20 protein-coding genes are annotated in these 21,665 nt (G+C 70.4%); 7 read left to right on the forward strand and 13 right to left on the reverse strand.

Translation table 11 applies throughout. From position 1 onward, the window contains the following. Positions 1-262: 262 nt before the first annotated feature. Positions 263-481 carry an FmdB family zinc ribbon protein gene (locus tag QF032_RS12690; RefSeq protein ID WP_079041556.1) on the forward strand — a complete coding sequence of 73 codons (219 nt, stop codon included), beginning with the start codon at positions 263-265 and terminating at the stop codon, positions 479-481. A 51-nt stretch (positions 482-532) separates the two neighbouring features. Here the strand turns inward: QF032_RS12690 and QF032_RS12695 are convergent, their stop codons facing one another. The 3 genes from QF032_RS12695 to QF032_RS12705 form a co-directional block, all read right to left on the reverse strand. Continuing rightward, positions 533-1,351, reverse strand: a complete 819-nt coding sequence (locus QF032_RS12695) for a hypothetical protein (RefSeq protein WP_057583051.1) — start codon at positions 1,349-1,351, stop codon at positions 533-535. Beyond that, positions 1,351-3,936 carry a phosphoribosyltransferase gene (locus QF032_RS12700; RefSeq protein ID WP_307056030.1) on the reverse strand — a complete coding sequence of 862 codons (2,586 nt, stop codon included), beginning with the start codon at positions 3,934-3,936 and terminating at the stop codon, positions 1,351-1,353. Before QF032_RS12700 ends, QF032_RS12695 begins: the two co-directional genes overlap by 1 nt. Before the next feature lie 81 nt (positions 3,937-4,017). Then, complete coding sequence (locus tag QF032_RS12705) at positions 4,018-5,184, reverse strand: HpcH/HpaI aldolase/citrate lyase family protein (RefSeq protein ID WP_307042449.1); 1,167 nt, start codon at positions 5,182-5,184, stop codon at positions 4,018-4,020. Between the two features lie 175 nt (positions 5,185-5,359). Here QF032_RS12705 and QF032_RS12710 point away from each other — a divergent pair, with 175 nt between their 5' ends. Beyond that, positions 5,360-6,106, forward strand: a complete 747-nt coding sequence (locus QF032_RS12710) for a TerD family protein (RefSeq protein ID WP_307042451.1) — start codon at positions 5,360-5,362, stop codon at positions 6,104-6,106. A 66-nt stretch (positions 6,107-6,172) separates the two neighbouring features. Here QF032_RS12710 and QF032_RS12715 read toward each other — a convergent pair whose 3' ends face one another. The 6 genes from QF032_RS12715 to QF032_RS12740 form a co-directional block, all read right to left on the reverse strand. Next, positions 6,173-6,910, reverse strand: a complete 738-nt coding sequence (locus QF032_RS12715) for a TerD family protein (RefSeq protein WP_306952751.1) — start codon at positions 6,908-6,910, stop codon at positions 6,173-6,175. 100 nt (positions 6,911-7,010) lie between these two features. Beyond that, positions 7,011-8,159: a DUF475 domain-containing protein gene (locus QF032_RS12720; RefSeq protein ID WP_307042453.1), complete on the reverse strand. Its 1,149-nt coding sequence runs from the start codon at positions 8,157-8,159 to the stop codon at positions 7,011-7,013. Between the two features lie 183 nt (positions 8,160-8,342). Then, positions 8,343-8,918 carry a TerD family protein gene (locus QF032_RS12725; protein WP_306952748.1) on the reverse strand — a complete coding sequence of 192 codons (576 nt, stop codon included), beginning with the start codon at positions 8,916-8,918 and terminating at the stop codon, positions 8,343-8,345. Positions 8,919-9,061: 143 nt separating this feature from the next. Next, the gene (locus tag QF032_RS12730; protein WP_057583419.1) at positions 9,062-9,637 is read right to left on the reverse strand and encodes a TerD family protein; all 576 of its coding nucleotides are present in this window, start codon (positions 9,635-9,637) and stop codon (positions 9,062-9,064) included. 113 nt (positions 9,638-9,750) lie between these two features. Beyond that, positions 9,751-10,209, reverse strand: coding sequence for a peroxiredoxin (locus tag QF032_RS12735; protein WP_107444157.1), 459 nt, complete (start codon positions 10,207-10,209; stop codon positions 9,751-9,753). Positions 10,210-10,320: 111 nt separating this feature from the next. Then, positions 10,321-10,758, reverse strand: a complete 438-nt coding sequence (locus QF032_RS12740; protein ID WP_057583034.1) for a DUF3052 domain-containing protein — start codon at positions 10,756-10,758, stop codon at positions 10,321-10,323. Positions 10,759-11,207: 449 nt separating this feature from the next. Here QF032_RS12740 and aceE point away from each other — a divergent pair, with 449 nt between their 5' ends. Together aceE and QF032_RS12750 are read left to right on the forward strand one after the other, a co-directional pair. After that, entirely contained in the window at positions 11,208-13,955 is a 2,748-nt protein-coding gene (aceE, locus tag QF032_RS12745; RefSeq protein ID WP_306952743.1) for a pyruvate dehydrogenase (acetyl-transferring), homodimeric type, read from the forward strand. Between the two features lie 96 nt (positions 13,956-14,051). Beyond that, on the forward strand, positions 14,052-14,837 hold the full coding sequence (locus tag QF032_RS12750) for a potassium channel family protein (RefSeq protein ID WP_306952742.1): 786 nt from the start codon (positions 14,052-14,054) through the stop codon (positions 14,835-14,837). Between the two features lie 167 nt (positions 14,838-15,004). Here QF032_RS12750 and QF032_RS12755 read toward each other — a convergent pair whose 3' ends face one another. Next, the gene (locus QF032_RS12755) at positions 15,005-15,310 is read right to left on the reverse strand and encodes a small hydrophobic protein (protein WP_306952740.1); all 306 of its coding nucleotides are present in this window, start codon (positions 15,308-15,310) and stop codon (positions 15,005-15,007) included. A 231-nt stretch (positions 15,311-15,541) separates the two neighbouring features. Further along, positions 15,542-17,161, reverse strand: a complete 1,620-nt coding sequence (locus QF032_RS12760) for an MFS transporter (RefSeq protein ID WP_307056031.1) — start codon at positions 17,159-17,161, stop codon at positions 15,542-15,544. A gap of 66 nt (positions 17,162-17,227) precedes the next feature. On the opposite strand from QF032_RS12760, the gene QF032_RS12765 reads away from it, so the two are divergent. The 3 genes from QF032_RS12765 to QF032_RS12775 all read left to right on the forward strand — a co-directional run bounded on the left by QF032_RS12765 (position 17,228) and on the right by QF032_RS12775 (position 20,101). After that, positions 17,228-17,857, forward strand: a complete 630-nt coding sequence (locus tag QF032_RS12765) for a TetR family transcriptional regulator (protein ID WP_306952737.1) — start codon at positions 17,228-17,230, stop codon at positions 17,855-17,857. 116 nt (positions 17,858-17,973) lie between these two features. Next, complete coding sequence (locus QF032_RS12770) at positions 17,974-19,191, forward strand: alpha/beta hydrolase (protein WP_307042457.1); 1,218 nt, start codon at positions 17,974-17,976, stop codon at positions 19,189-19,191. Between the two features lie 58 nt (positions 19,192-19,249). Continuing rightward, the gene (locus tag QF032_RS12775) at positions 19,250-20,101 is read left to right on the forward strand and encodes a DUF4429 domain-containing protein (protein ID WP_306956122.1); all 852 of its coding nucleotides are present in this window, start codon (positions 19,250-19,252) and stop codon (positions 20,099-20,101) included. Here the strand turns inward: QF032_RS12775 and QF032_RS12780 are convergent, their stop codons facing one another. Beyond that, positions 20,102-21,118 (reverse strand): aldo/keto reductase, encoded by a 1,017-nt coding sequence (locus tag QF032_RS12780; RefSeq protein WP_306952734.1) that lies wholly within the window; start codon positions 21,116-21,118, stop codon positions 20,102-20,104. It lies immediately after the preceding gene. Then, a complete protein-coding gene (locus QF032_RS12785) occupies positions 21,115-21,603 on the reverse strand; it encodes a MerR family transcriptional regulator (protein WP_057583016.1) in 489 nt (162 codons plus the stop codon). Before QF032_RS12785 ends, QF032_RS12780 begins: the two co-directional genes overlap by 4 nt. Positions 21,604-21,665: the final 62 nt, after the last annotated feature.

Here is a 21,665-nt window from a genome sequence, read left to right on the forward strand (position 1 = left end):
CCTCCCCCTGCCCCGCCTGGGTCACGACCCGTCTCCCTCCCGCACTCCGTATTGCTCGCAGGCAGACGTACAGACTTCCGAGGGCCTGACATGGTTGCCGTTGACGCGGCCGCAAACAGTGAACCCTTCGACCTCGGGGTTCAGCGCGGCGCTCTCAAATTACCAGCGCTCTTCGCAAGTTCTCCACATAAGAAAGTGACAGAAGTGAACAGAGCTAAAACTGCTGACACCGTCTCCGAGCATAGGGGCTTAGTCTGACGGCATGCCTCGCTACGAGTACCGCTGCCGGACCTGCGGCGACACCTTCGAACTGAGCCGTCCCATGGCACAGTCCGCCGACCCCGCGGACTGCCCCGCCGGGCACGACGATACGGTCAAACTTCTGTCCACGGTGGCCGTCGGCGGCACGAAATCCGCCCCCGCGCCACAAGCGGGCGGCGGGGGCGGAGGCGGTTGCTGCGGCGGGGGCTGCTGCTCCTGACCGTGTTACCGACGGAAACCCTTTGCGTCGGCCATGTGCCGCGGCAGCCCTTTACGCGGGCCGGGTTCCGCGGCAGTCCCTGAGGAACTCCCGCAGAATGCGCTCTCCGGCCAGCACGCCGCGCTCCGGAAGGGCGGTGATCTGCGGGGCCGCCCAGGCCGCGTCGGCGAGCTCGCCGTGGCCCGGACGCCAACCGCGGTCCGCGGCCAGCAGCAGGTCGGCGTCGAGCAGCGAGTCTCCCGCCGCCAGCGTCAGTTCGGCGCCGGTGCGGCGGGCCACCTCGCGCACGGCCGCGCTCTTGGTGAGCGGCTTCGGCACGGCGTAGATCTTGCGGCCCTGGAGCGACACGGTCCAGCCGCGGTTCTCCGCCCAGGCCGCCAGCTCCTTCACCCACTCCTCCGGCAGCAGCTCGCGCTCCACGACGAGGTAGGCGAACAGGTCCTCGGCGACCCGCTGCTTGCGCAGCCAGAGCGGGTCCGCCGTCTTCGCCAGGTACTCCTGCACCTCCGCGAGCGGCGCGCACTCGTCGGCCAGCCGCGCCAGCACGCGTGCGTGCCAGTCGTGGTCGGTCGCCCCGTCGACGAGGAGATGGCCGCCGTTGGCGCAGACCGCGTACTTCGGCGGCGGCCCGGGGAGGTTGATGCGCTGGTACTGCTTGCGCGTCCGGGTCGTCGTCGGCATGAACAGCGCCGCGTCCCCGAGGTCGGTGAGCAGCTGCGCCGCCGTCTCGGTCATGAACGACAGCGGTCTCGCCTCGTGCACCTCCACGCACAGCAGCCGCGGCGCCCGGGCGTCCGGCATGGTCAGCGCCAGCGCCGCCGCCGAGTAGATGAGCGTACGGTCGAGGTCGCTCGCCACCAGAACCGGCATCAGACCGTCACCGCCTTGCCGTCGGCGCCGGTCGCGCCGCGGGTGAACTGCGGGTGGATCAGCCCCACGCAGGTGTACGGCAGGTCGCCGACCTCCTCGACGGGGACCCCTCGCTGTCCGGCGAGCAGCCGTACGTGGTCCAGGTCGGCGCCCGCCCCGGCCCGCGCCAGGATCTTCCACGGCACCCGGCGCAGCAGCACCCGGGTGGTCTCGCCGACGCCGGGCTTGACCAGGTTGACGTCGTGGATGCCGTACTCCTCGCTGATCCGCTCGACCGCCGCCCAGCCTTCCCAGCTCGGCGTGCGGTCACCGGCGAGCAGCTCCTTCACCGCGCCGCCGACGGCTTCCGCGACCTCGGGGAAGCGGGCGGCCACGGCGTCCAGGAAGTCCGTCGAGACGTCCACGCCGGCGAGCTCGCGGTAGAACTTCGCGCCGTGGAAGTCGTCCGGCCCGACCAGGTCGGCGCGCAGGACGGTCCGTGAGATCAGGCCCGAGACGGTCGAGTTGAGGCAGGCGGACGGGATGAGGAAGTCCTCGCGGGTGCCGTACGTCCGCACGCAGGACCCCGGGTCGGCCAGCACCGCGATCTCCGGGTCGAAGCCGGCCGCACCGCCGCCCGCCTCGAACTCCTCGATCGCCGCGGCCAGTTCGCGGGTGATCGCGCCCTTGCCGGTCCAGCCGTCGACGAACACGACGTCCCGCGGGTCGTGATGGGCCGCGAGCCAGCGCAGCGCGTTGGCGTCGATGCCCCGGCCGCGCACGATCGACACCGCGTAGTGCGGCAGGTCGAGACCGTGCCGGAACCGCGCCCAGCGGCGCATCAGCACGCCGACCGGGGTCCCGGCGCGGGCGAGCGAGACGAGGACGGGCCGCGGGGACCGTTCGGCGATCACGGTCTCCGTGACGACGCCCACGGCCTGCGCGATCCGCTCCGCCGAGGTCTGAAGCGCCGCGTGGAACAGCTCCTGGTACTGCTCGCTGGGCTGGTACTCGACGGGCAGCGACTCGGCGTAGTGCGCGCCGCCGCTCTGGATGGCCTCCTCCCGCTCTTCGGTCGGCGCCTCCAGCGTCACGTCCGAGAGGTCCTGGAGCAGCCAGCCGACCTCCTCGGGCGCGTACGACGAGAAGGCGGGGCCGCGAAGGGGCTCGGGCAGCATGAGGCGTCTCTTTTCGGGCAGTGCGGCTGCGTACAGCGGCTCGGGGACGTACGAGGGGACGACCGCGAGGACGACGTGCGGGGTGTGCGCGGCGAGCCGGGACAGAAGGCCGTCGGGGGCGTGCAGCAGCGGGGTGTCCGCCACCGAGTCCACCACGGCGACGACGGCGTCGAAGCCGCCGCCTGCGACGTTATAGGCATAGCGCTCGCCGGGGCCGTCGGCGGGGTCGTCGTGGGCGGGGAAAACGATTCGGCTGCGTATCGCGTAGCCGGGGTCGTCGACCGCGAGGACCGGCGAGCGGGTGGTGGTCGAGTAGCGCACCTCTGCGGGCACGGTCTCCGCAAGCTCCCGCGCCAGCCGCAGCGGGGTGTACATCAGCTCCTCGAAGCCGAGGACGAGGACGCTTTGGGCGTCGACGGGTATCGCCTCCGCGAGGCGGGCCGTCATGGCGGGGAGAGCGGCCTCCAGCCGGTCCCGGTGGGCCGGGGTGAACCCGTGCCGGCCGCCGTCGGGCAGGCCGCGCGGCCAGTGCAGGTCCACGCGGGTCGCGGTGCCCCGGGCAGGCGTCTGCCCGGTGCGGTCGGCTGCCGGGTGCGCGCCCGGGGTGTCGCAGCGGGCCTCGGCCGCAACGTCCTCAAGGGGCGCGGGGAACTGCGCGACCGGCCCCGACGAACCCGCGGCCGACCGCTCACCGTTCGCGGCGGCCTCGGCCTCGTGCCGGGCGACCAGGGCCTGGCCCTTCTCCAGCACCCCCTCCGGCAGGAGCACCGTGCCCGAGGCGGTGGCGACCAGGTCCACCCGGGCGCCGATCTCGCGGGCGAAGTCGTCGAGGCGGCCCGCGTCGGCCGCCGAGCGCATGTCGACGAGGGCGACGACGACGTACCGGCCCCGCGGATAGCGCCCGTGCAGGTCCCGGATCGTGTTCAGCACCGTGTTGCCGGTGGAGAACTCGTCGTCCACCAGCACCAGCGGGCCGTCGCCGACCAGCAGCGTCGGGTCCTCCGGCAGCAGCAGGTGGGAGGTGGCATGGGAGTGGGACTCCTCGAAGCCGCCCGCCGTCGCGACGCCCGGGACCGGACGCCGGGTGGAGTGCAGGTACGGGGCGACGCCGACGCCGTCGGCGACGCAGTGGCCGAGACCGGTGGCCGTCTCCGCGTAGCCGAGGACGACCGCCTTCGCCGCCTCCTCGGGGCCGAGGAGCTCCCGCACCCGGCGGCCGAGGGCGAGGCCGTGGCCGTGGACGACCGCCGGTGACTGCGGGACGTGCTTGCCCAGGACGTGGGAGACCAGCAGATGCGCCCGCTTGGGGTTGCGGCGCAGGGCCAGCCCCAGCATCTCCGGCAGCGCGTCGTCCCCCACCAGTTCCAGGCCGAGCCGCTCGGCGACCCAGGTCCCGGACCAGACCCCGTTGTTCACTGCGTTTCTCATGCGTCCCTAGATCGTGAGGTGTGTATAGGGTCTTTCGTTTGGGTCAGGCCGGGCTCGCGGGCCTGACCCAAACGGAAGACCCTAGCCGGGAATGCCGGCTGCGAGCAGGTCGACGAAGCTGACGTCCTCGTGCGCGACGCCGAAGACCTCCGCGCGCAGCATGGTGCGCTCGGCCCAGGCGCGGTGCGGCTTCACCTCGTTCATCTTGTTCGTGTACTGCGACCGCAGTACACCCCCGCCGCCGCGTTCCGGCCGCAGGATGTCCGCCGCGTCGCTGTACTCCTCGTGACTGACCACGGACAGTGCGTGCACGGCCGGCACGTGCGAGGGGTGGATGCAGGTCTTGCCGAGCAGGCCGTTGGCCTGGTCGAGGGAGATCTCGCGCAGCAGACCGTCCATCGCGTGCTCGATCAGTCTCTCGCGCAGCTCCACCGCCTGCCCCTCCAGGAAGGGACTGTGCCGCAGCATCGGCTTGAACATGCGCTCGGGAACCCGGAAGTACTCCCACACGGGCCCGGTCACGGTGAACCCGCTGCCGTCGGCCCGTCCCAGCATGTTCACCACGTCGGCGATCACCGAGGCGACGATCTGGACGTCGTAGGCGGTCATGTCGGGCGCTCGGCGCAGTCCGTACGCGGAGCAGAAGTCGGTCACGCCGAGGCGCAGCGCGAGGACCCGGCTGCGGTACTTGTCGACGGCGCGGGCGATGCCCTCCAGGGCGTCCACCCGCGACTCGCGGTACATCAGCTCCGGCGTCTCCAGCACGGGCATGCCGAACAGGCGGTGCCCGCTCGCCGCCTCCGCGCCGGCCAGCGCCTCCAGGAACGGGATGCCGCGCTCCTCGGTGAACTTCGGGAACACGAACCCGCTGAGCAGCCCCGCGGTGCCGCCGAGGCGCCGGACCAGGTCGGGGATCTGTTCGGGCGTGCGCACCCGGATGAAGAGCAGCGGCAGCTCGCCGCCCGGCCGTTGCGCGAGCTCGGCGAACTGCCGGACGAGGTTCTCCTCGCCGGCCGCGACGTCCTCGTCGCCGATGGAGTCCTCCAGGCACAGCACCATCGACACCACGCCGCGCCCGGTCTGCTTGACGACGTCGTCCGCCAGCCGGGGCCGGGTGGCCGGGCTGTAGAGCGTGGCGCCCAGGGCCGCGGAGAGCAGCCTGGCCGGCGAGTCCGCGGTGAAGACGCACGGCTCCCGGTGGAAGAGGCGCTGTCGCACCTCAGGGGCGAGGTGCCCGAAATGACGCATAAATCTCCCCCGTGGTGCAAGGTATGGCATGGATTCGGCAAGAGGTGGCCGGTAATAGTACGTAGGGATCCATGTCCCAGGTTCCCCCAGGGCATGAATTTCAGGTAACTCGACCCTGTAGGTCGCCGAGTACCCCGCGTTGTCGTGAGCAGGCCCGAGAAGGCAGGATGACCGCATGACGCACGCGATGCTGAAGGGGTCGAACGTCCCGCTGAAAGCCACCACGGTGCGCGCCGTGCTGCGCTGGACCCCCGGGCAGGGGGTCCCGGACGTCGATGCCTCCGCGCTGCTCCTCGGTCTCGACGGTCGTGTGCGCTCCGACGAGGACTTCGTCTTCTACAACCAGCCCCGGCACCCCTCCGGGAAGGTGTGGCGGCTCGGCAAGAAGCGGGTCGCCGAGGGCCTCACCGACACGATCCAGACCGATCTGTCCGGTGTCGAGTCCGGCGTCGGCCGTATTCTCCTGACCGCTTCGGCGGACGGCGTCACCTTCGACCGCGTACGTTCCCTCACCATCGCGCTGTACGACGCGACGACCGACGGCGAGCCGCTGGCCACCTTCGACATCCGCCCGGAGACGGGCCAGGAGACGGCTCTCATCTGCGGCGAGCTGTACCGGCGCGGTGAGGGCTGGAAGTTCCGCGCGCTGGGCGAGGGCTACTCCAACGGTCTCAAGGGGCTGGCCACCGACTTCGGCATCTCGGTCGACGAGTCCGAGGAGGCCGACGTCCCCGAGGCCGCCACGCCGGCTCCGCGGACGCCCAGCCTGTCGCAGCCGCTGCCGCCGGAGCGGCCGACGTCGGCCGTCCCGCAGCAGCCGCCGGCCTACGGCTACCCGGCCAGCCTGCCGACCTACGGCTACGGCTACCCGGACGGCTCGTTCCGGCTGCCGCCGCAGGGACCGCAGTTCGTCGGACGCTGAGGGCGCCGAGGACGCGGAGGACGCCGAGCGGCCGAGGGTTCCGGGTGGGCCCCAGGGGGCCGTCCCCTACCGCTCGGCCTTCGTCTTGTAACCGCGTCCCCACTGCAGCCCCCAGCCGTACAGCCGGTCCAGCTCCGCCTGGAAGCCGTAGACGAACCGCACCTCGCGTCGCACCATCAGTTCCCCCTTGACGTTCTCGATCATCACCACCGCGCAGGAGCGGGCCTCGGGGTGCCGCTCGTCGAGGCCGATCTCGATCCGCGGCCCATTGCTCGGGTACAGCGTGACGATGGCGTGGGTGCGGTCGAAGGCCGGCGTCTGGTCGTAGATGTACACGAAGACGAGCAGTCGTTTGATCTCGTCCCGGTGGTCGAGGTTGACGTACATCGTCTCGCCGGACGCCGACCCGAACCGGTCGTCGCCGCTGAGTTTCACGTACGGCGCCGCGTTCACGTCCCCGAGCAGTCCGCCGAGCGGCTGCACGACGCCCTTCGTGCCGTCGGCCAGCTCGTACAGGCAGCCGAGGTCGAGGTCGACGTTGACCATGCTCTGGCTGTGCCCGACGACCTCCGGGGGCCGCAGCGCCTTGAAGGGGTGGCGCAGCAGACTCTCCCGCTGCGGGCCGCCGATGTCGGACGTCCGCATCCGCCAGGCCAGGTTGACGCGCAGGTTGCCGGTGGCGGCCCCCTGTTTGGTGAGGGAGACCTGGCTGTGCCGTTTGGTCAGCTCGATCGCGTTCGTGGCCGCGTTGCCCGAGTCGAAGTCGGTCGCGCGGCTGCCCAGCAGCCCGTCGAAGATGCCCATTCCCCGCCCCCACGTCCACGATGAAAACCGGCGGGGCGGCCGTGGAGGACAGTTTCCTCACCGGCCGCCCCGCTCAGAGCGTTCCTCCCGCAGAAGGTGATCACACCCCGGACGGGACCTCAGTCTTCTCGTCCGGGGCCGTGGCTTTTCCCTCTGCCGCTGCCAGCGCCTTGTTGCGGCGTACGGAGGACCAGAAGGACCAGGCGATCAGGAGGACACCGACGAGGCCGGTGATGACCTCGTGGATCTGGTACTGGATGGTGACCATGAGGATCACGGCGAGGGCGCCGATCGCGTAGTGGGCGCCGTGCTCCAGGTAGACGTAGTCGTCGAGGGTGCCCTGGCGGACCAGGTACACGGTGAGGGACCGGACGTACATGGCGCCGACGCCGAGGCCGAGGGCCATCAGGACGATGTCGTTGGTGACGGCGAAGGCGCCGATCACTCCGTCGAAGGAGAAGGACGCGTCCAGGACCTCGAGGTAGAGGAACATGAAGAACGCGGCCTGGCCGGCGAGGACGATCGCCGGGCGCTGCTTGCCGCTGCGCGCGGCCTCTTCCTCCGCCTCGTGCTCCCGCTCCTCCTCTTCCTCGAGCTTGTCCTCGAAGTAGCCGGAGAGACCGCCGACGACCATGTACGTGATCAGGCCGGCGATGCCGGAGATCAGGACCGTCTGCGCCTTGTCGACGTGCGCCCCGCCGTGCTGGTGGGCGTGGGTGGCGAAGGTGAAGGAGGTGATCAGCAGGACGACCAGCGCGATGCAGACCGACAGCATGTCGACCTTGCCGAGCTTGGCGAGCGGGCGCTCGAGCCAGCGCAGCCACTGGATGTCCCGGTCCTCGAAGATGAAGTCGAGGAAGATCATCAGCAGGAACATGCCACCGAACGCGGCGATCGACGGGTGGGCGTCGGTGACCAGCTGCTGGTACTGGTCCTTGTCGTTGAGCGCGAGGTCGACCGCGTCGATCGGACCGATCTTGGCGCTGATGGCGACGATGACGACGGGGAAGACCAGCCGCATGCCGAAGACGGCGATCAGCACGCCGATGGTGAGGAAGATCTTCTGCCAGAAGGCACTCATCTTCTTCAGGATCCCGGCGTTGACCACCGCGTTGTCGAACGACAGCGAGATCTCCAGGATGCAGAGGATCGCGACGATGCCGAGGGCCTCCCACCCCCCGTAGAAGGCCGCTGCGACCAGGCCGAGCGCGGTGATCGCGAACGACCAGCCGAAAGTTTTCAGAAGCACTGGCTACCCAATCCTGTGTTGGGGGTCCCCTCAGACGGATCTGAGGGCGGGTCTCCCCCGCGCCGTCCTCGGCTTTACGAAACATTGACTTTCAGCTGCGAAGTCTAAGGGTCGACTGCTCCGTAGGGGGCGGGCGGGCCCCGTACCGATCGGTAGCCGGCCTCCGTGCGGAATCCGGGACTTCTAGGAGACGTTCACCCCGAAGTCGAGCGCGATGCCCCGCAGACCCGACGCGTACCCCTGCCCCACGGCCCTGAACTTCCACTCGCCCTGATACCGGTACAACTCGCCGAAGATCATCGCGGTCTCCGTGCCGGCGTCCTCGCTGAGGTCGTAGCGGGCGAGTTCCTGGCCGTCGGCCTGGTTGACGACGCGGATGAACGCGTTGGAGACCTGACCGAAGGTCTGGCTCCGCTCGTCGGCCATGTGGATGGAGACGGGAAAGACGATCTTGTCGCACTGCGGCGGCACCTTGAGGAGGTTCACGATCAGCGACTCGTCGTCGCCCTCGCCCTCGCCGGTCAGGTTGTCGCCGGTGTGCTCCACCGAGCCGTCCGGGCTCTGGAGCTGGTTGTAGAAGACGAACCACTCGTCCCCCATGACCCGCCCGCCGGTGCACAGCAGCGCGCTGGCGTCCAGGTCGAAGGGGGCTCCGGTGGTGGAGCGCGCGTCCCAGCCGAGGCCGACCATCACCTGAGTGAGGTTCGGCGCGGCCTTGGACAGGGAGACGTTGCCCCCCTTGGCGAGCGTGACGCCCATATTGCTGGTCCTCCCCTAGGTCATGCTCAGGCAGTCTCTTCGGTTGTCCTGCGCTCCCCCGGAGGGGACCCCCAGGCGCCGCCCGTGAAAACGGTGCGGCGCCTGGGGTCGGACGATCAGGTGACTCGGGTGGTGCGGGTGACTCAGACGTTGACGCCGAAGTCCTGCGCGATGCCGCGCAGACCGGAGGCGTAGCCCTGGCCGATGGCCCGGAACTTCCACTCGGCGCCGTGCCGGTACAGCTCGCCGAAGACCATCGCGGTCTCCGTGCTGGCGTCCTCGCTGAGGTCGTAGCGGGCGATCTCGGCGCCGCCGGCCTGGTTCACGACACGGATGAACGCGTTGCGGACCTGGCCGAAGGACTGCTGCCGGTTCTCGGCGTCGTAGATCGACACCGGGAAGACGATCTTGTCGACGTCGGCCGGGACCGTGGCGAGGTTGACCTTGATCGCCTCGTCGTCGCCCTCGCCCTCACCCGTGGTGTTGTCACCGGTGTGCTCGACCGAGCCGTCGGGGCTCTTCAGGTTGTTGAAGAAGACGAAGTTGGCGTCACTGGCGACCTTGCCGGCGTTGTTCACCAGCAGCGCGCTGGCGTCCAGGTCGAAGTCGGTGCCGGTCGTGGTGCGGACGTCCCACCCCAGACCGACGATGACCGCGGTCAGGCCCGGGGCCTCCTTGGTCAGCGATACGTTGCCGCCCTTGCTGAGGCTGACTCCCACGAGCTCCTCCATTGGTTTCTGGGGCGGGGAGCCCCGTGATGCGTCGGATATCGGATCAACGAGTCGATCCTAGTGACGGGTTCCCGAAGCTCGCAGGCCCTGGGACCGAAGAATCACAGGGTGTCGAGCGCCTTGACGTACTCGCCGAGGTCCCGGGCGTCCGGCAGGGCGTTGACGACCGTCCAGCGCACGACGCCCTCCTTGTCGATGACGAAGGTGCCGCGCACCGCGCAGCCCTTGTCCTCGGCGAAGACGCCGTAGGCGCGGGACACCTCGCCGTGCGGCCAGAAGTCGCTCAGCAGCGGGTACTCCAGGCCCTCCTGTTCGGCGAAGACGCGCAGGGTGTGGATCGAGTCGTTGGACACGGCGAGCACCTGGGTGTCGCGGTCGGCGAACTGCGGCAGGTGGTCGCGCACCTCGCACAGCTCCCCGGTGCACACGCCGGTGAAGGCGAAGGGGTAGAAGAGCAGGACGACGTTCTTGTCGCCCCGGAAGTCGGAGAGCTTCACGGCCCGGCCGTGGTTGTCCTTGAGCTCGAAGTCGGGGGCCTTGTCGCCGACCTGGATCGCCATGCCTGGATGTCCCTTCGGGTGGGCTGTCTGGGTGAGACCCACCCTACGCAGCGGCCGCCGAAGGCCGACGGACGGGCCGAAGGCGTGAGCCCGGCCCGTCCGCACGTCACATCACTTCTTGGACTTGGCCGCCTTGGGCGTCACCAGCCGGCTGCCGCTCCAGTCCTTGCCGACGCTGACGCTCTTGCTGGCCGACAGACCCGCAGTCGTCGCGGCTTCGGAGATGTCGCTCGGCTCCACGTATCCCGTACGGCCGGTCTTCGGCGTCAGGAGGAGGATCGACCCGCCTTCTTCGATGTACGTGGTGGCGTCCACCAGCGCATCCGTCAGGTCTCCGTCATCGTCGCGGAACCAGAGCACCACGGCGTCGGCGACGTCGTCGTAGTCCTCGTCCACCAGATCGCTGCCGATGACTTCCTCGATGGACTCGCGGAGCTCCTGGTCGACGTCGTCGTCGTAGCCGATCTCCTGGACCACCTGCTCGGGCTGGAAACCCAGCCTGACGGCAGGGCTGGTCCGCTCCTCCGCGTGGTCCGCGGTCGCGCTCACGGGTTGCCTCCTGATCTTGATTCGGATGGGGTTCCCCCGGGCCCGTCCAGGACTGGGGGGAAACTCAGCCACGCGCGTGCGCGAGGCATTGGCCGTAGTCCACACGGACGGGACGGATCGCGCAAGTACCCGGCGGTTCGGACCGCCGAAACGGTGACGATCCTGGCCGTCTCGACGCAACTCCAGGCACACGGTGCGGACGGATCGTGACGTACACCACACCTATCTGCCCTGTTTGCGCATTTGAGAACCATCCAAGGGTACGAGATCCGAACGGGCTGCTGTTACCTAGGGGTAGAGATGACGTTTGCGTCGCGTAGGTACACGATGGGGCGGTGCAGGCGCGCGAGAGACCGGCGGAGCCATCCGCGTGACGCCCGCGAGGCACGGAGCGAGACCCATAGCCCCACCCAGCCCCCACACCGCCCCTCTGACAGGTAAGGAACAGCGTGGCTTCCGGATCCGATCGCAACCCGATCATCATTGGCGGCCTTCCGAGTCAGGTTCCTGACTTCGATCCCGAGGAAACCCAGGAGTGGCTCGACTCCCTCGACGCCGCGATCGACGAGCGCGGCCGGGATCGGGCCCGCTATCTCATGCTGCGCCTGATCGAGCGGGCCCGCGAGAAGCGCGTGGCCGTGCCCGAGATGCGCAGCACGGACTACGTCAACACCATCCCCACCAGGGCCGAGCCGTTCTTCCCGGGCAACGAGGAGATCGAGCGCAAGATCCTCAACGCCACCCGCTGGAACGCGGCCGTGATGGTGTCCAGGGCCCAGCGGCCGGGCATCGGCGTGGGCGGTCACATCGCCACCTTCGCCTCCTCGGCGTCCCTCTACGACGTCGGCTTCAACCACTTCTTCCGCGGCAAGGACGAGGGCGACGGCGGCGACCAGGTCTTCTTCCAGGGCCACGCCTCGCCGGGCATCTACGCGCGCGCGTTCCTGCTCGACCGGCTCAGCGAGGACAACCTCGACGGGTTCCGCCAGGAGAAGTCGAAGGCGCCGCACGGGCTGTCCTCGTATCCGCACCCGCGCCTGATGCCCGACTTCTGGGAGTTCCCGACGGTGTCGATGGGCCTCGGCCCGATCGGCGCGATCTACCAGGCGCGGATGAACCGCTACATGCACGCGCGCGGGATCGCCGACACGTCGAAGTCGCGCGTGTGGGCGTTCCTCGGGGACGGCGAGATGGACGAGCCGGAGTCGCTCGGCCAGCTGACGATCGCCGCGCGTGAGGGCCTGGACAACCTGACCTTCGTGGTCAACTGCAACCTCCAGCGGCTCGACGGGCCGGTGCGCGGCAACGGCAAGGTCATCCAGGAGCTGGAGTCGGTCTTCCGGGGCGCCGGCTGGAACGTGATCAAGCTGATCTGGGACCGGTCGTGGGACCCGCTGCTCGCCCAGGACCGCGACGGCACCCTCGTCAACCGGATGAACACGACGCCGGACGGTCAGTTCCAGACGTACGCCACCGAGTCCGGCGCCTACATCCGGGACCACTTCTTCGGCGACGACCACCGGCTGCGCGCGATGGTCGAGGGCATGACCGACGACCAGATCCTGCACCTGGGCCGCGGCGGTCACGACCACCGGAAGATCTACGCGGCGTTCAAGGCGGCCGTGGAGCACACCGGCCAGCCGACGGTCATCCTCGCCAAGACGGTCAAGGGCTGGACGCTGGGGCCGAACTTCGAGGGCCGCAACGCCACGCACCAGATGAAGAAGCTGACGGTCGCCGACCTCAAGGGCTTCCGCGACCGGCTGCACCTGCCGATCTCCGACAAGGAGCTGGAGGGCGGTGCGCCGCCGTACTTCCACCCCGGCCGGAACTCGGAGGAGATCCAGTACATGCACGACCGCCGCAAGAGCTGCGGCGGCTATGTCCCGACCCGTGTGGTGCGCTCCGAGCCGCTCGCACTGCCGGACGACAAGACGTACGCGTCCGTGAAGAAGGGCTCGGGTCAGCAGTCGATCGCCACGACGATGGCGTTCGTCCGGCTGCTCAAGGACCTCATGCGGGACAAGGAGATCGGCAAGCGGTTCGTGCTGATCGCGCCGGACGAGTACCGCACGTTCGGCATGGACTCCTTCTTCCCGAGTGCGAAGATCTACAACCCGCTCGGCCAGCAGTACGAGTCGGTCGACCGGGAGCTGCTGCTCGCGTACAAGGAGTCGCCGACCGGGCAGATGCTGCACGACGGCATCTCCGAGGCGGGCTGCACGGCCTCCCTGATCGCGGCCGGCTCGGCCTACGCCACGCACGGCGAGCCGCTGATCCCGGTCTACGTCTTCTACTCGATGTTCGGTTTCCAGCGCACCGGTGACCAGTTCTGGCAGATGTCGGACCAGTTGGCGCGCGGTTTCGTCCTGGGGGCGACCGCCGGGCGCACGACCCTGACCGGTGAGGGCCTCCAGCACGCGGACGGCCACTCCCAGCTGCTCGCCTCGACCAACCCGGGCTGCGTCGCCTACGACCCCGCCTTCGGTTTCGAGATCGCGCACATCGTGCAGGACGGGCTCCGCCGGATGTACGGCAGCTCCGCCGAGCACCCGCACGGCGAGGACGTCTTCTACTACCTCACCGTCTACAACGAGCCCATCCAGCACCCCGCCGAGCCGGCGAACGTGGACGCCGAGGGCATCCTCAAGGGCATCCACCGCTTCAGCGAGGGCACCTCGGGGTCGATTCCGGCGCAGATCATCGCGTCCGGTGTGGCCGTCCCGTGGGCGCTCCAGGCGCAGAAGATCCTCGCCGAGGACTGGAACGTCAAGGCCGACGTCTGGTCGGCGACCTCCTGGAACGAGCTGCGGCGCGAGGCCGTCGAGGTCGAGCGGCACAACCTGCTGCACCCCGAGGAGGAGCAGCAGGTGCCGTACGTGACGCGCAAGCTCTCCGGGGCCGAGGGGCCGTTCGTGGCCGTCTCGGACTGGATGCGGTCGGTGCCGGACCAGATCGCCCGCTGGGTGCCGGGCACGTACCAGTCGCTGGGCGCGGACGGCTTCGGCTTCGCCGACACCCGCGGTGCTGCGCGCCGCTTCTTCCACATCGACGCCGAGTCGGTGGTCGTGGCGGTGCTGACCGAGCTGGCTCGGGAGGGCAAGGTCGACCGGTCGCTGCTGAAGCAGGCCATCGACCGGTACCAACTGCTGGACGTCGCTGCGGCGGACCCGGGGGCCGCCGGGGGCGACGCGTAGCCTCCGCACGACCTGAGCGGACGAAGGGCGGTGGAGTCTTCGGGCTCCACCGCCCTTCGGGCTTCACCGCCCTTACCCGTTCTTTACGATGCGACCATGCACGAAGGAACGGCGCAGCCCCGATGGGACCGGCAGGACCGGTGGGAGCAGTGGACGCAACGGCCGTTGCTGGCCCTCGCCGTGATGTACGCCGTCGCCTACGCGGTGCCGATCGTGGACACCTCCGCCGGTCGTTCGACGACGGTGGTGTGCACCGCGGTCGAGTGGACGGTGTGGGGGGCGTTCGCCGCGGACTATCTGATCCGGCTGGCGCTGACGACCGGGCGGCGGCGGTTCGTCCGTACGCACTGGCTGGACCTGTGCGCGGTCGTGCTGCCGCTGCTCCAGCCGTTGCGGCTGTTGCGGCTGGTCTCGACGCTGCTGCTGGTGGGCCGGCGGGCCCGGATGGCCTCGCAGATCCGGATGACGACGTACGTCGTGGGCGCGGTCGTCGGGCTGCTGATGTTCGGCTCGCTCGCCGTGCTGTCGGTCGAGCGCGAGTCGCCGGGCGGGAACATCCGGACACTGGGTGACGCGCTGTGGTGGTCGTTCACCACGATGACGACCGTGGGGTACGGGGACCACTCGCCGACCACCGGCCTGGGGCGGATCATCGCCGTGGGACTGATGCTCTCCGGGATCGCCCTGCTGGGTGTGGTGACCGCGAACATCGCCGCGTGGTTCATCGAGCGGTTCGAGAAGGACGACGTCGAGGAACGCGCGCAGACGGAGGCGATCCTGGCGTTGACGGAGGAGGTGAGGGCGCTGCGGAGCGAGGTCGCGGCGCTGCGGGACGGCGCCCGGAAGGCCCCGTCCCTGACCGCCGGCCACCCGCCCCACTAGCCGGGAACCGAAGGCCGCCCCGTCGGCCGGAAGCCGCCCCGGGGACACGGTCGCCACGGCGACCGCTCACGGCCGCAGGGCGGGGACCGGAGGCCGGGGCGGGCCGGAGATCGGCGCGGGAACCGGGCCGGGCCGGAGGCCGAGCCCCGAATCGGGGCGGACCGGGGTCAGAGCAGCCCGTTGCCCGGGCCGGCCGCTCCCGCCAGCCAGACGAGGGCCAGCAGGGTGTCGATCGCTCCGAGGACGACGGCGACCAGGGCCGGTACCGGGCGGGGGCCCGCCCAGGTGCGGCCCATGGCCAGCCAGCCGCAGACGATCGCCGCGGGGCCGAGGACGATCCCCAGCGCGAAGAATCCGGCGACCGCGCAGACGAGGCCGATGATGCCGAGCGTCGCGCTGTCCGGCCCGGTCCCTGACCTGGTGCGGCCAGGCGAGCGGGGGTACCTGCGGGCGCCGTTTCCGAATCCGGCCATCGTCAACTCCCTGGATCCCGGGGATGTTTCGATGAACGGGTAACCCGCGGGACGCGGTCCATGCCCCGCAGTCGCCGGGCGGTCGGCGCGCTGTCCCCCTCCGACAGCGCGCCACGGCCCTGGCAGGCCCTGCCTTCCGGAGGGCCTGACCCACTGTGACCTGTGACGCGTGCCGGAGGCGAGAAACCTTTAGCGTTGTCACCCTGATAGGGGAAAGTCGTCGGAATCCCGTCAGATGTGACCGACGCCCGCGCCCGCCTTCGCGTTCTCGCCGCGCTTGGTGAGCAGCGCGACGAAGACGGCGACGACCGCCACCCCGGCCGCGACCAGCGAGGCCAGGCTCATGCCGGAGATGAACGTGTCGTGGGCGACGTCCGCGATCTTCGCGGCGACCGCCTCGGGGGTGCCCTGCGCGACCGGCGCCACGCCCACCTGGACCGCCTCGGAGGCCTGGTCGAGCTGAGCGGGGGTGAGCTCGGGCAGGCCCGCGGCCTTCCAGTTGCCCGGCAGGTCGCCGTCCACCTTGGAGGCCATCACGGCGCCCAGCACGGCCGTGCCGAGGCTGCCGCCGATCTGCATGGCGGCCTGCTGGAGTCCGCCCGCCACGCCCGACAGCTCCATCGGAGCGTTGCCGACGATGACCTCGGTCGCGCCGACCATGACGGGTGCGAGGCCGAAGCCCAGCAGCGCGAACCACACGGACATGACACCGCTGCCGGTGTCCGTCTCCAGCGTGGACATGCCGTACATGGCGATCGCGGTGGCCGCCATACCGCCGGCCAACGGGATGCGCGGGCCGAGCTTGGTGATCAGCACGCCCGCCACCGGGGAGCCGACGATCATCATGCCGGTCAGCGGAAGCAGGTGCAGACCCGCGTCGATGGGGCTCATGCCGTGCACGTTCTGGAGGTAGAACGTCACGAAGAACAGGCCGCCCATGAAGGCGATCGCCATCAGCACCATGAGGACCACGCCCGCCGAGAGCGGGACCGACCGGAAGAGCGCCAGCGGGATCAGCGGCTCGCGCACCTTCGACTCCCACACGGCGAAGGCCGCGAAGAGCACCGCGGAGCCGAGGACGAACGCCCATGTGCGTCCGTCGCCCCAGCCCCAGGCCGGAGCCTTGATCAGGGCCCAGACGAGGCAGAACATCGCGCCGGAGAGCAGGGCGATGCCGGGGACGTCGAAGGAGCGCGGGGCGTTCTCCGCACGGTGGTCGAGCAGGATCAGCACGCCCAGCACCAGGGCGAGGGCGCCGACCGGCACGTTGATGAAGAACACCGACTGCCAGTTGACGTGCTCGACGAGGACGCCGCCGAGGATCGGACCGCCGGCGGTGGAGGCGCCGATGACCATGCCCCACAGGCCGATGGCCATGTTGAGCTTCTCCGCCGGGAAGGTCGCGCGCAGCAGGCCGAGGGCGGCCGGCATGAGCAGAGCGCCGAACACACCCTGGAGCGCCCGGAAGGCGACGACCGCGCCGATGCTGGAGGACAGGCCGATCGCGCCGGAGGCGGCGGCGAAGCCCACCACGCCTATCAGGAACGTCTGGCGGTGGCCGAAGCGGTCACCGAGCTTGCCCGCGGTGATCAGGGAGACCGCGAGGGCGAGGAAGTAGGCGTTGGTGATCCACTGCACCTCGGCGAAGGTGGCGCCGAGGTCGCTGGCGATGGCCGGGTTGGCGATGGCCACGATGGTGCCGTCGAGGGCCACCATCATGACGCCGACGGCGACGGTGATGAGGGTGAGCCACGGGTGGCCGCGCAGCCCCTGGGCGGGCGGTCCGTCCGACCGGTCCGCCGGAGCCTTGCCCCCCGGACCCGTCGAGTCGATGGTGGTCTGACTAGTCATGCGTTCGAGGCTAGTGACAGCCGCTGACAATTGACAAACGAGTTCACAAGGCGGTAACTGACACATATGCCGACGACACTGCGCGAACGCAAGAAGCAGCGCACCCGGGACGCGCTGCTGCGGGCCGCCGTGGAGCTGTTCACCTCCCAGGGGTACGACGAGACGACCGTCGACCAGATCGCCGAGGCGGTCGACGTCTCGCAGCGCACCTTCTTCCGCTACTTCGCCGGCAAGGAGGAGGCGGCGCTCGCCCTGGTGGAGATGACGGTGGGCCGGTTCGTCGAGGCGGTGCGCGAACGTCCGCCGCACGAGCCGCCGTTGGAGGCGCTGCGACAGGCCGTGCTGGACGGCTGGGACTCGATCAACGAGGTCGTGGAGTCGGTCGCGCCGGTGGAGCTGTATCTGCGCATGTACCGGGTGATCGAGTCGACACCGGTACTGCTCGCCGCGCATCTGCGGCGGTCCGCGGAGGTCGAGGAGGACCTCGCCGGGGTGATCGCCGGACGCGAGGGGCTCGACGTGGACGGCGATCCCCGGCCCCGGCTGGCGGTGGCCGTCTTCAGCGGCGTGATGCGGGTGACGGAGCGTCAGTGGTCCACCGGCGACGACTTCAGCCTGGAGGGGATCCGCGCGCTGACCGCGGACTACCTCGACGGGGTGGGACCCGCACTGCTGGGGGACTGGCGCACGGCCTGAACGGTCCCCCGGCGCAAGGCCTGAGGGTCTTTATGACCATTCCCACGCCGAACGAAACGTGATCCCCGTCACTTGGGTCACTCGAGACCGTCTCGTTCTCCTAGTGTGTCCTTTCAGTGACTTCCTTCGACACCTCTCCGCAACTCGGCGTCTGGCGCTCCCTCGCCACCCTGGCCGTGGTGTTCGTGATGCTGGCGACCACCGGCTGGACCGCCGTCCGCCAGCAGCGCGACACCAGCGCCCTGCACACCTCGCGCACCGCCTGGGAACACGGCAGGCTCGCCGGCCACGCGCTGCCGGACCTCGACTCCGGCCCCGCGCGACTCGCCCGCTTCTTCGCCTCGCTCACCGCGGCGCAGCGCACCGCGCTCACGCGGGAGTACGCGCTCGCCGTCGGCAACATGAACGGCGCCCCCACCCGGCTGCGCTATCGCGCCAACCGCCTCGCGCTGCTGCGGCAGGTGGCGATCGAGCGGACCCGGACGCACGACAGCCGACTCTCGCCCGCCGGGCAGCAGTTGGCCGAACGCCGGATGCACCGCTACGAGGCGCTGAGCGCCCCCGGCCGGCAGATCCTCGCCTTCGACCCGGAGGGCTCGGGCCGGGCCGCGGAGGTGTTCGGCGGCCTCGACCAGGCGGACCGCATCTCGATCGTCGTCCCCGGCGTCGACACCGACCTGCTCACCTTCCAGCGCACCAACCGCAGGTACTCGGCGCCGGTCGGCATGGCCCAGGCGCTGTACGCGGCCGAGCGCGAGGCGAGCCCCTCGACGCGCACGGCCGTGATCGCCTGGGCCGACTACACCTCCCCCGACGGGCTGGGCATCGACTCGGCCACCGCGATGCGCGCGGTGAACGGCGCCGTCCGGCTGAACGCCCTCGTCGGCGCGCTGCCGGGCAGCGCGCCGGTGGCGATGTTCTGCCACAGCTACGGCTCCGTGGTCTGCGGGGTCGCCGCTCGCACGATGCCGGAGCGGGTGGCCGACATCGCGGTGGCGGGCAGCCCCGGCATGCGCGCGGAGAACGCCGCCGAGCTGGGCACCGACGCCCGGGTGTGGGCGATGCGGGACGCCGACGACTGGATCCAGGACGTGCCGCACCTGGAGGTCGGCGGCCTCGGGCACGGCGAGGACCCGATGGCGCGGGAGTTCGGCGCGCGGGTGCTGTCCGCACGGGAGGCCAAGGGCCACGGCGGCTACTTCGAACCGGGGACCGACAGCCTGCGCAACTTCGCCGAGATCGGCGCCGGCGCGTACGACGCGGTGGAGTGCGCCCACGACGATGACGCCTGCACGGTGGGTTTGTCCGACACGACGAAGGCCGGACGCGCGTAGAGACGCAGGAATTGCGGTGCGCGCGGGGAGGGGACGAAGAATGGGTGTCCCGCATACGATGAGCCGCATGGGTGACGTACTGGCCGGATTTCATGCCGCCTGGGAGTTCGATTCCGACTCCGTCCTCATCCGTCACGAACGGGGGCTGCGCACGCCCAAGCTGCTGTCGGCGCTGGGAGAGCGCCGCATCCCGGTGGCGGCCATCGCCCGGGTGACGCTGACCCCGGGGCGGCGCGGGACGGTCGTGCTGCGCGCGGAGCCGCGGCCCGGCGCCGATCCGCTGATGGAGGCGGCCGCGGGGCAGTTGAAGGAGGGGTGCGATCCGTACCGGCTGGTGCTGCCCGCCGAACGGGAGACGCTCGCCGAGTACTACGCCGACGAGCTGCGGGCGCGGCTGACCGGCTCCGGTCCCGCGGACCGCTTCCTGGTGGACGCCCCCGAGGGACCGCTGTCGTTCAAGGCGTACGACGGCAAGGCCTCGTTCGACGGGCGCACGGTGCGCTTCCGGTGGTTCTGGACGGGCGCGTCGTCGGCGAAGTGGAAGGCCGGCGACCAGAGTTTCGCCGTGTCCGAGCTGACCGGGGTGGAGTGGCGCTCGCCGGAGCTGTTCGAGGGGCATCTGCGGCTGCTGGGCGGCGAGCCCACCACGGAGCCGGCCGACCAGGACCCTGCGACGGTCGTCTTCGGTCTCGGCTACGGGCCGGTCCACGAGTCGCTGCCGTTCGCGGCGGCGGTCCTGGCGGCCGTGCGCAACCGGGGGCCCGCGGCCATGGTGCCGGCCTCCGTCCCCCGTCGCGATCCCTCCGACATCGCCGAACGCATCCGTCACCTCGGCGAGCTGCACCGGGCCGGACTGGTCACGGACGAGGAGTTCTCCGTGAAGAAGGCGGAGCTGCTGTCGGAGCTGTGATCACTCGCGGCCGGCGGACGTGAACGACATGTCCGCGTAGCGGTCGCCGGCCACCTTGCCCGCGATCGGCTCCAGCAGCGCCAGCTCCTGCCCCGTCAGCTCGACGGCCGTCGCCGCCGCGTTCTCCTCGACCCGGCCCGGCTTGGAGGTGCCCGGGATGGGGACGACCGGCAGGCCGTGCACCCGGGACTGCTGCTGGACCCAGCCCAGGGCGATCTGGGCCGGTGTCACGGAATGTGCCTCGGCCACCGCGCGGATCGGCTCCAGCAGGACGGCGTTGGCGGCCGCGTTCGCACCCTGGTAGCGGGGCTGCTGACGGCGGAAGTCACCGGCGGTCAGGTCCGTCGCGGCGTCCGCGAAGGAGCCCGTGAGGAACCCCCGGCCGAGCGGCGAGTACGGCACCAGCGTCACGCCGAGCTCGCGGGCCGCCGGGACGACCTGCGCCTCGATGTCCCTGCTGAACAGCGACCACTCCGACTGGACGGCGGCGATGGGGTGCACGGCGTGCGCTGCCCGCAGTTCGGCGGCGGTCACCTCGCTCAGGCCGAGCTGCTTGACCTTGCCCTCGCGCACCAGCTCGGCCATCACGCCGACGGTGTCCTCGATCGGCACGCTCACATCGCGCCGGTGCATGTAGTAGAGGTCGATGACGTCGACGTCCAAGCGCCGCAGGCTCGCCTCGACGGCCTCGCGGATGTACGGCGCGTCGTTGCGGATGACCCGGCGCGTCGGGTCGTCCGGCGGGATCGCCAGGGCGAACTTCGTCGCGATCACGACCTCGTCGCGGTGCGCCTTGAAGAACGGGGAGAGGAACTTCTCGTTCTCGCCCGCGCCGTACGCGTCCGCCGTGTCGTAGAGCGTGACGCCGAGTTCGAGGGCGCGTTCCAGGGCGGCCCGGGACGCGTCGGCGTCCGCGGGGCCGTACGCGAAGCTCATCCCCATGCAGCCGAGTCCCTGGACGCCGACCTCGGGGCCGTTCTCGCCGAGTGGTGCCGTCGGTATCCTGCGGTCGGTCATCGGGCGGTCCTTTCGCCTTCGGGGACGCGGGTGGCGTCCGCGTAGAACATGATCTTCCGGTCGAGCACGGCCAGCGTGTCCTGGAGTTCGGCGATCCGGGCCCGGACGTCCCGCCGGGTCGCCTCGAGAAGCTCGTGGCGCTCGCCGAACGTGCTCTCGCCCTCGCGCACCAGCTCGGCGTACCGCACCATGTCGGCGACCGGCATGCCGGTCAGCCGCAGCTTGCCGACGAGGTCCAGCCAGTCCAGGTCGCGGTTGCTGTAGCGACGCTGGCCGGTGTGCGAGCGGTCGATGTGGGACATCAGCCCGATCCGCTCGTACCAGCGCAGGGTGTGGGCCGTGAGCCCGGTGAAGGCGACGACCTCGCTGATCGTGTAGCTGTCCTGTCCGTCGGGGCGCGGGTGCCGCGGGGGTGGCGCGGAGCAGACGTCTGCGGGGCTCGGGGTTTGCTCGATGGTCACGGGCGTGGTCTGCAACACCGTCATGACCACCACGCTATGGCCTTGGAGTGCGCTCGAAGCAAGCGAACCCGGTAAGAAAACCGGGC

It is taken from the genome of Streptomyces achromogenes, assembly GCF_030816715.1.
Taxonomy (GTDB): Bacteria; Actinomycetota; Actinomycetes; order Streptomycetales; family Streptomycetaceae; genus Streptomyces; species Streptomyces achromogenes_A.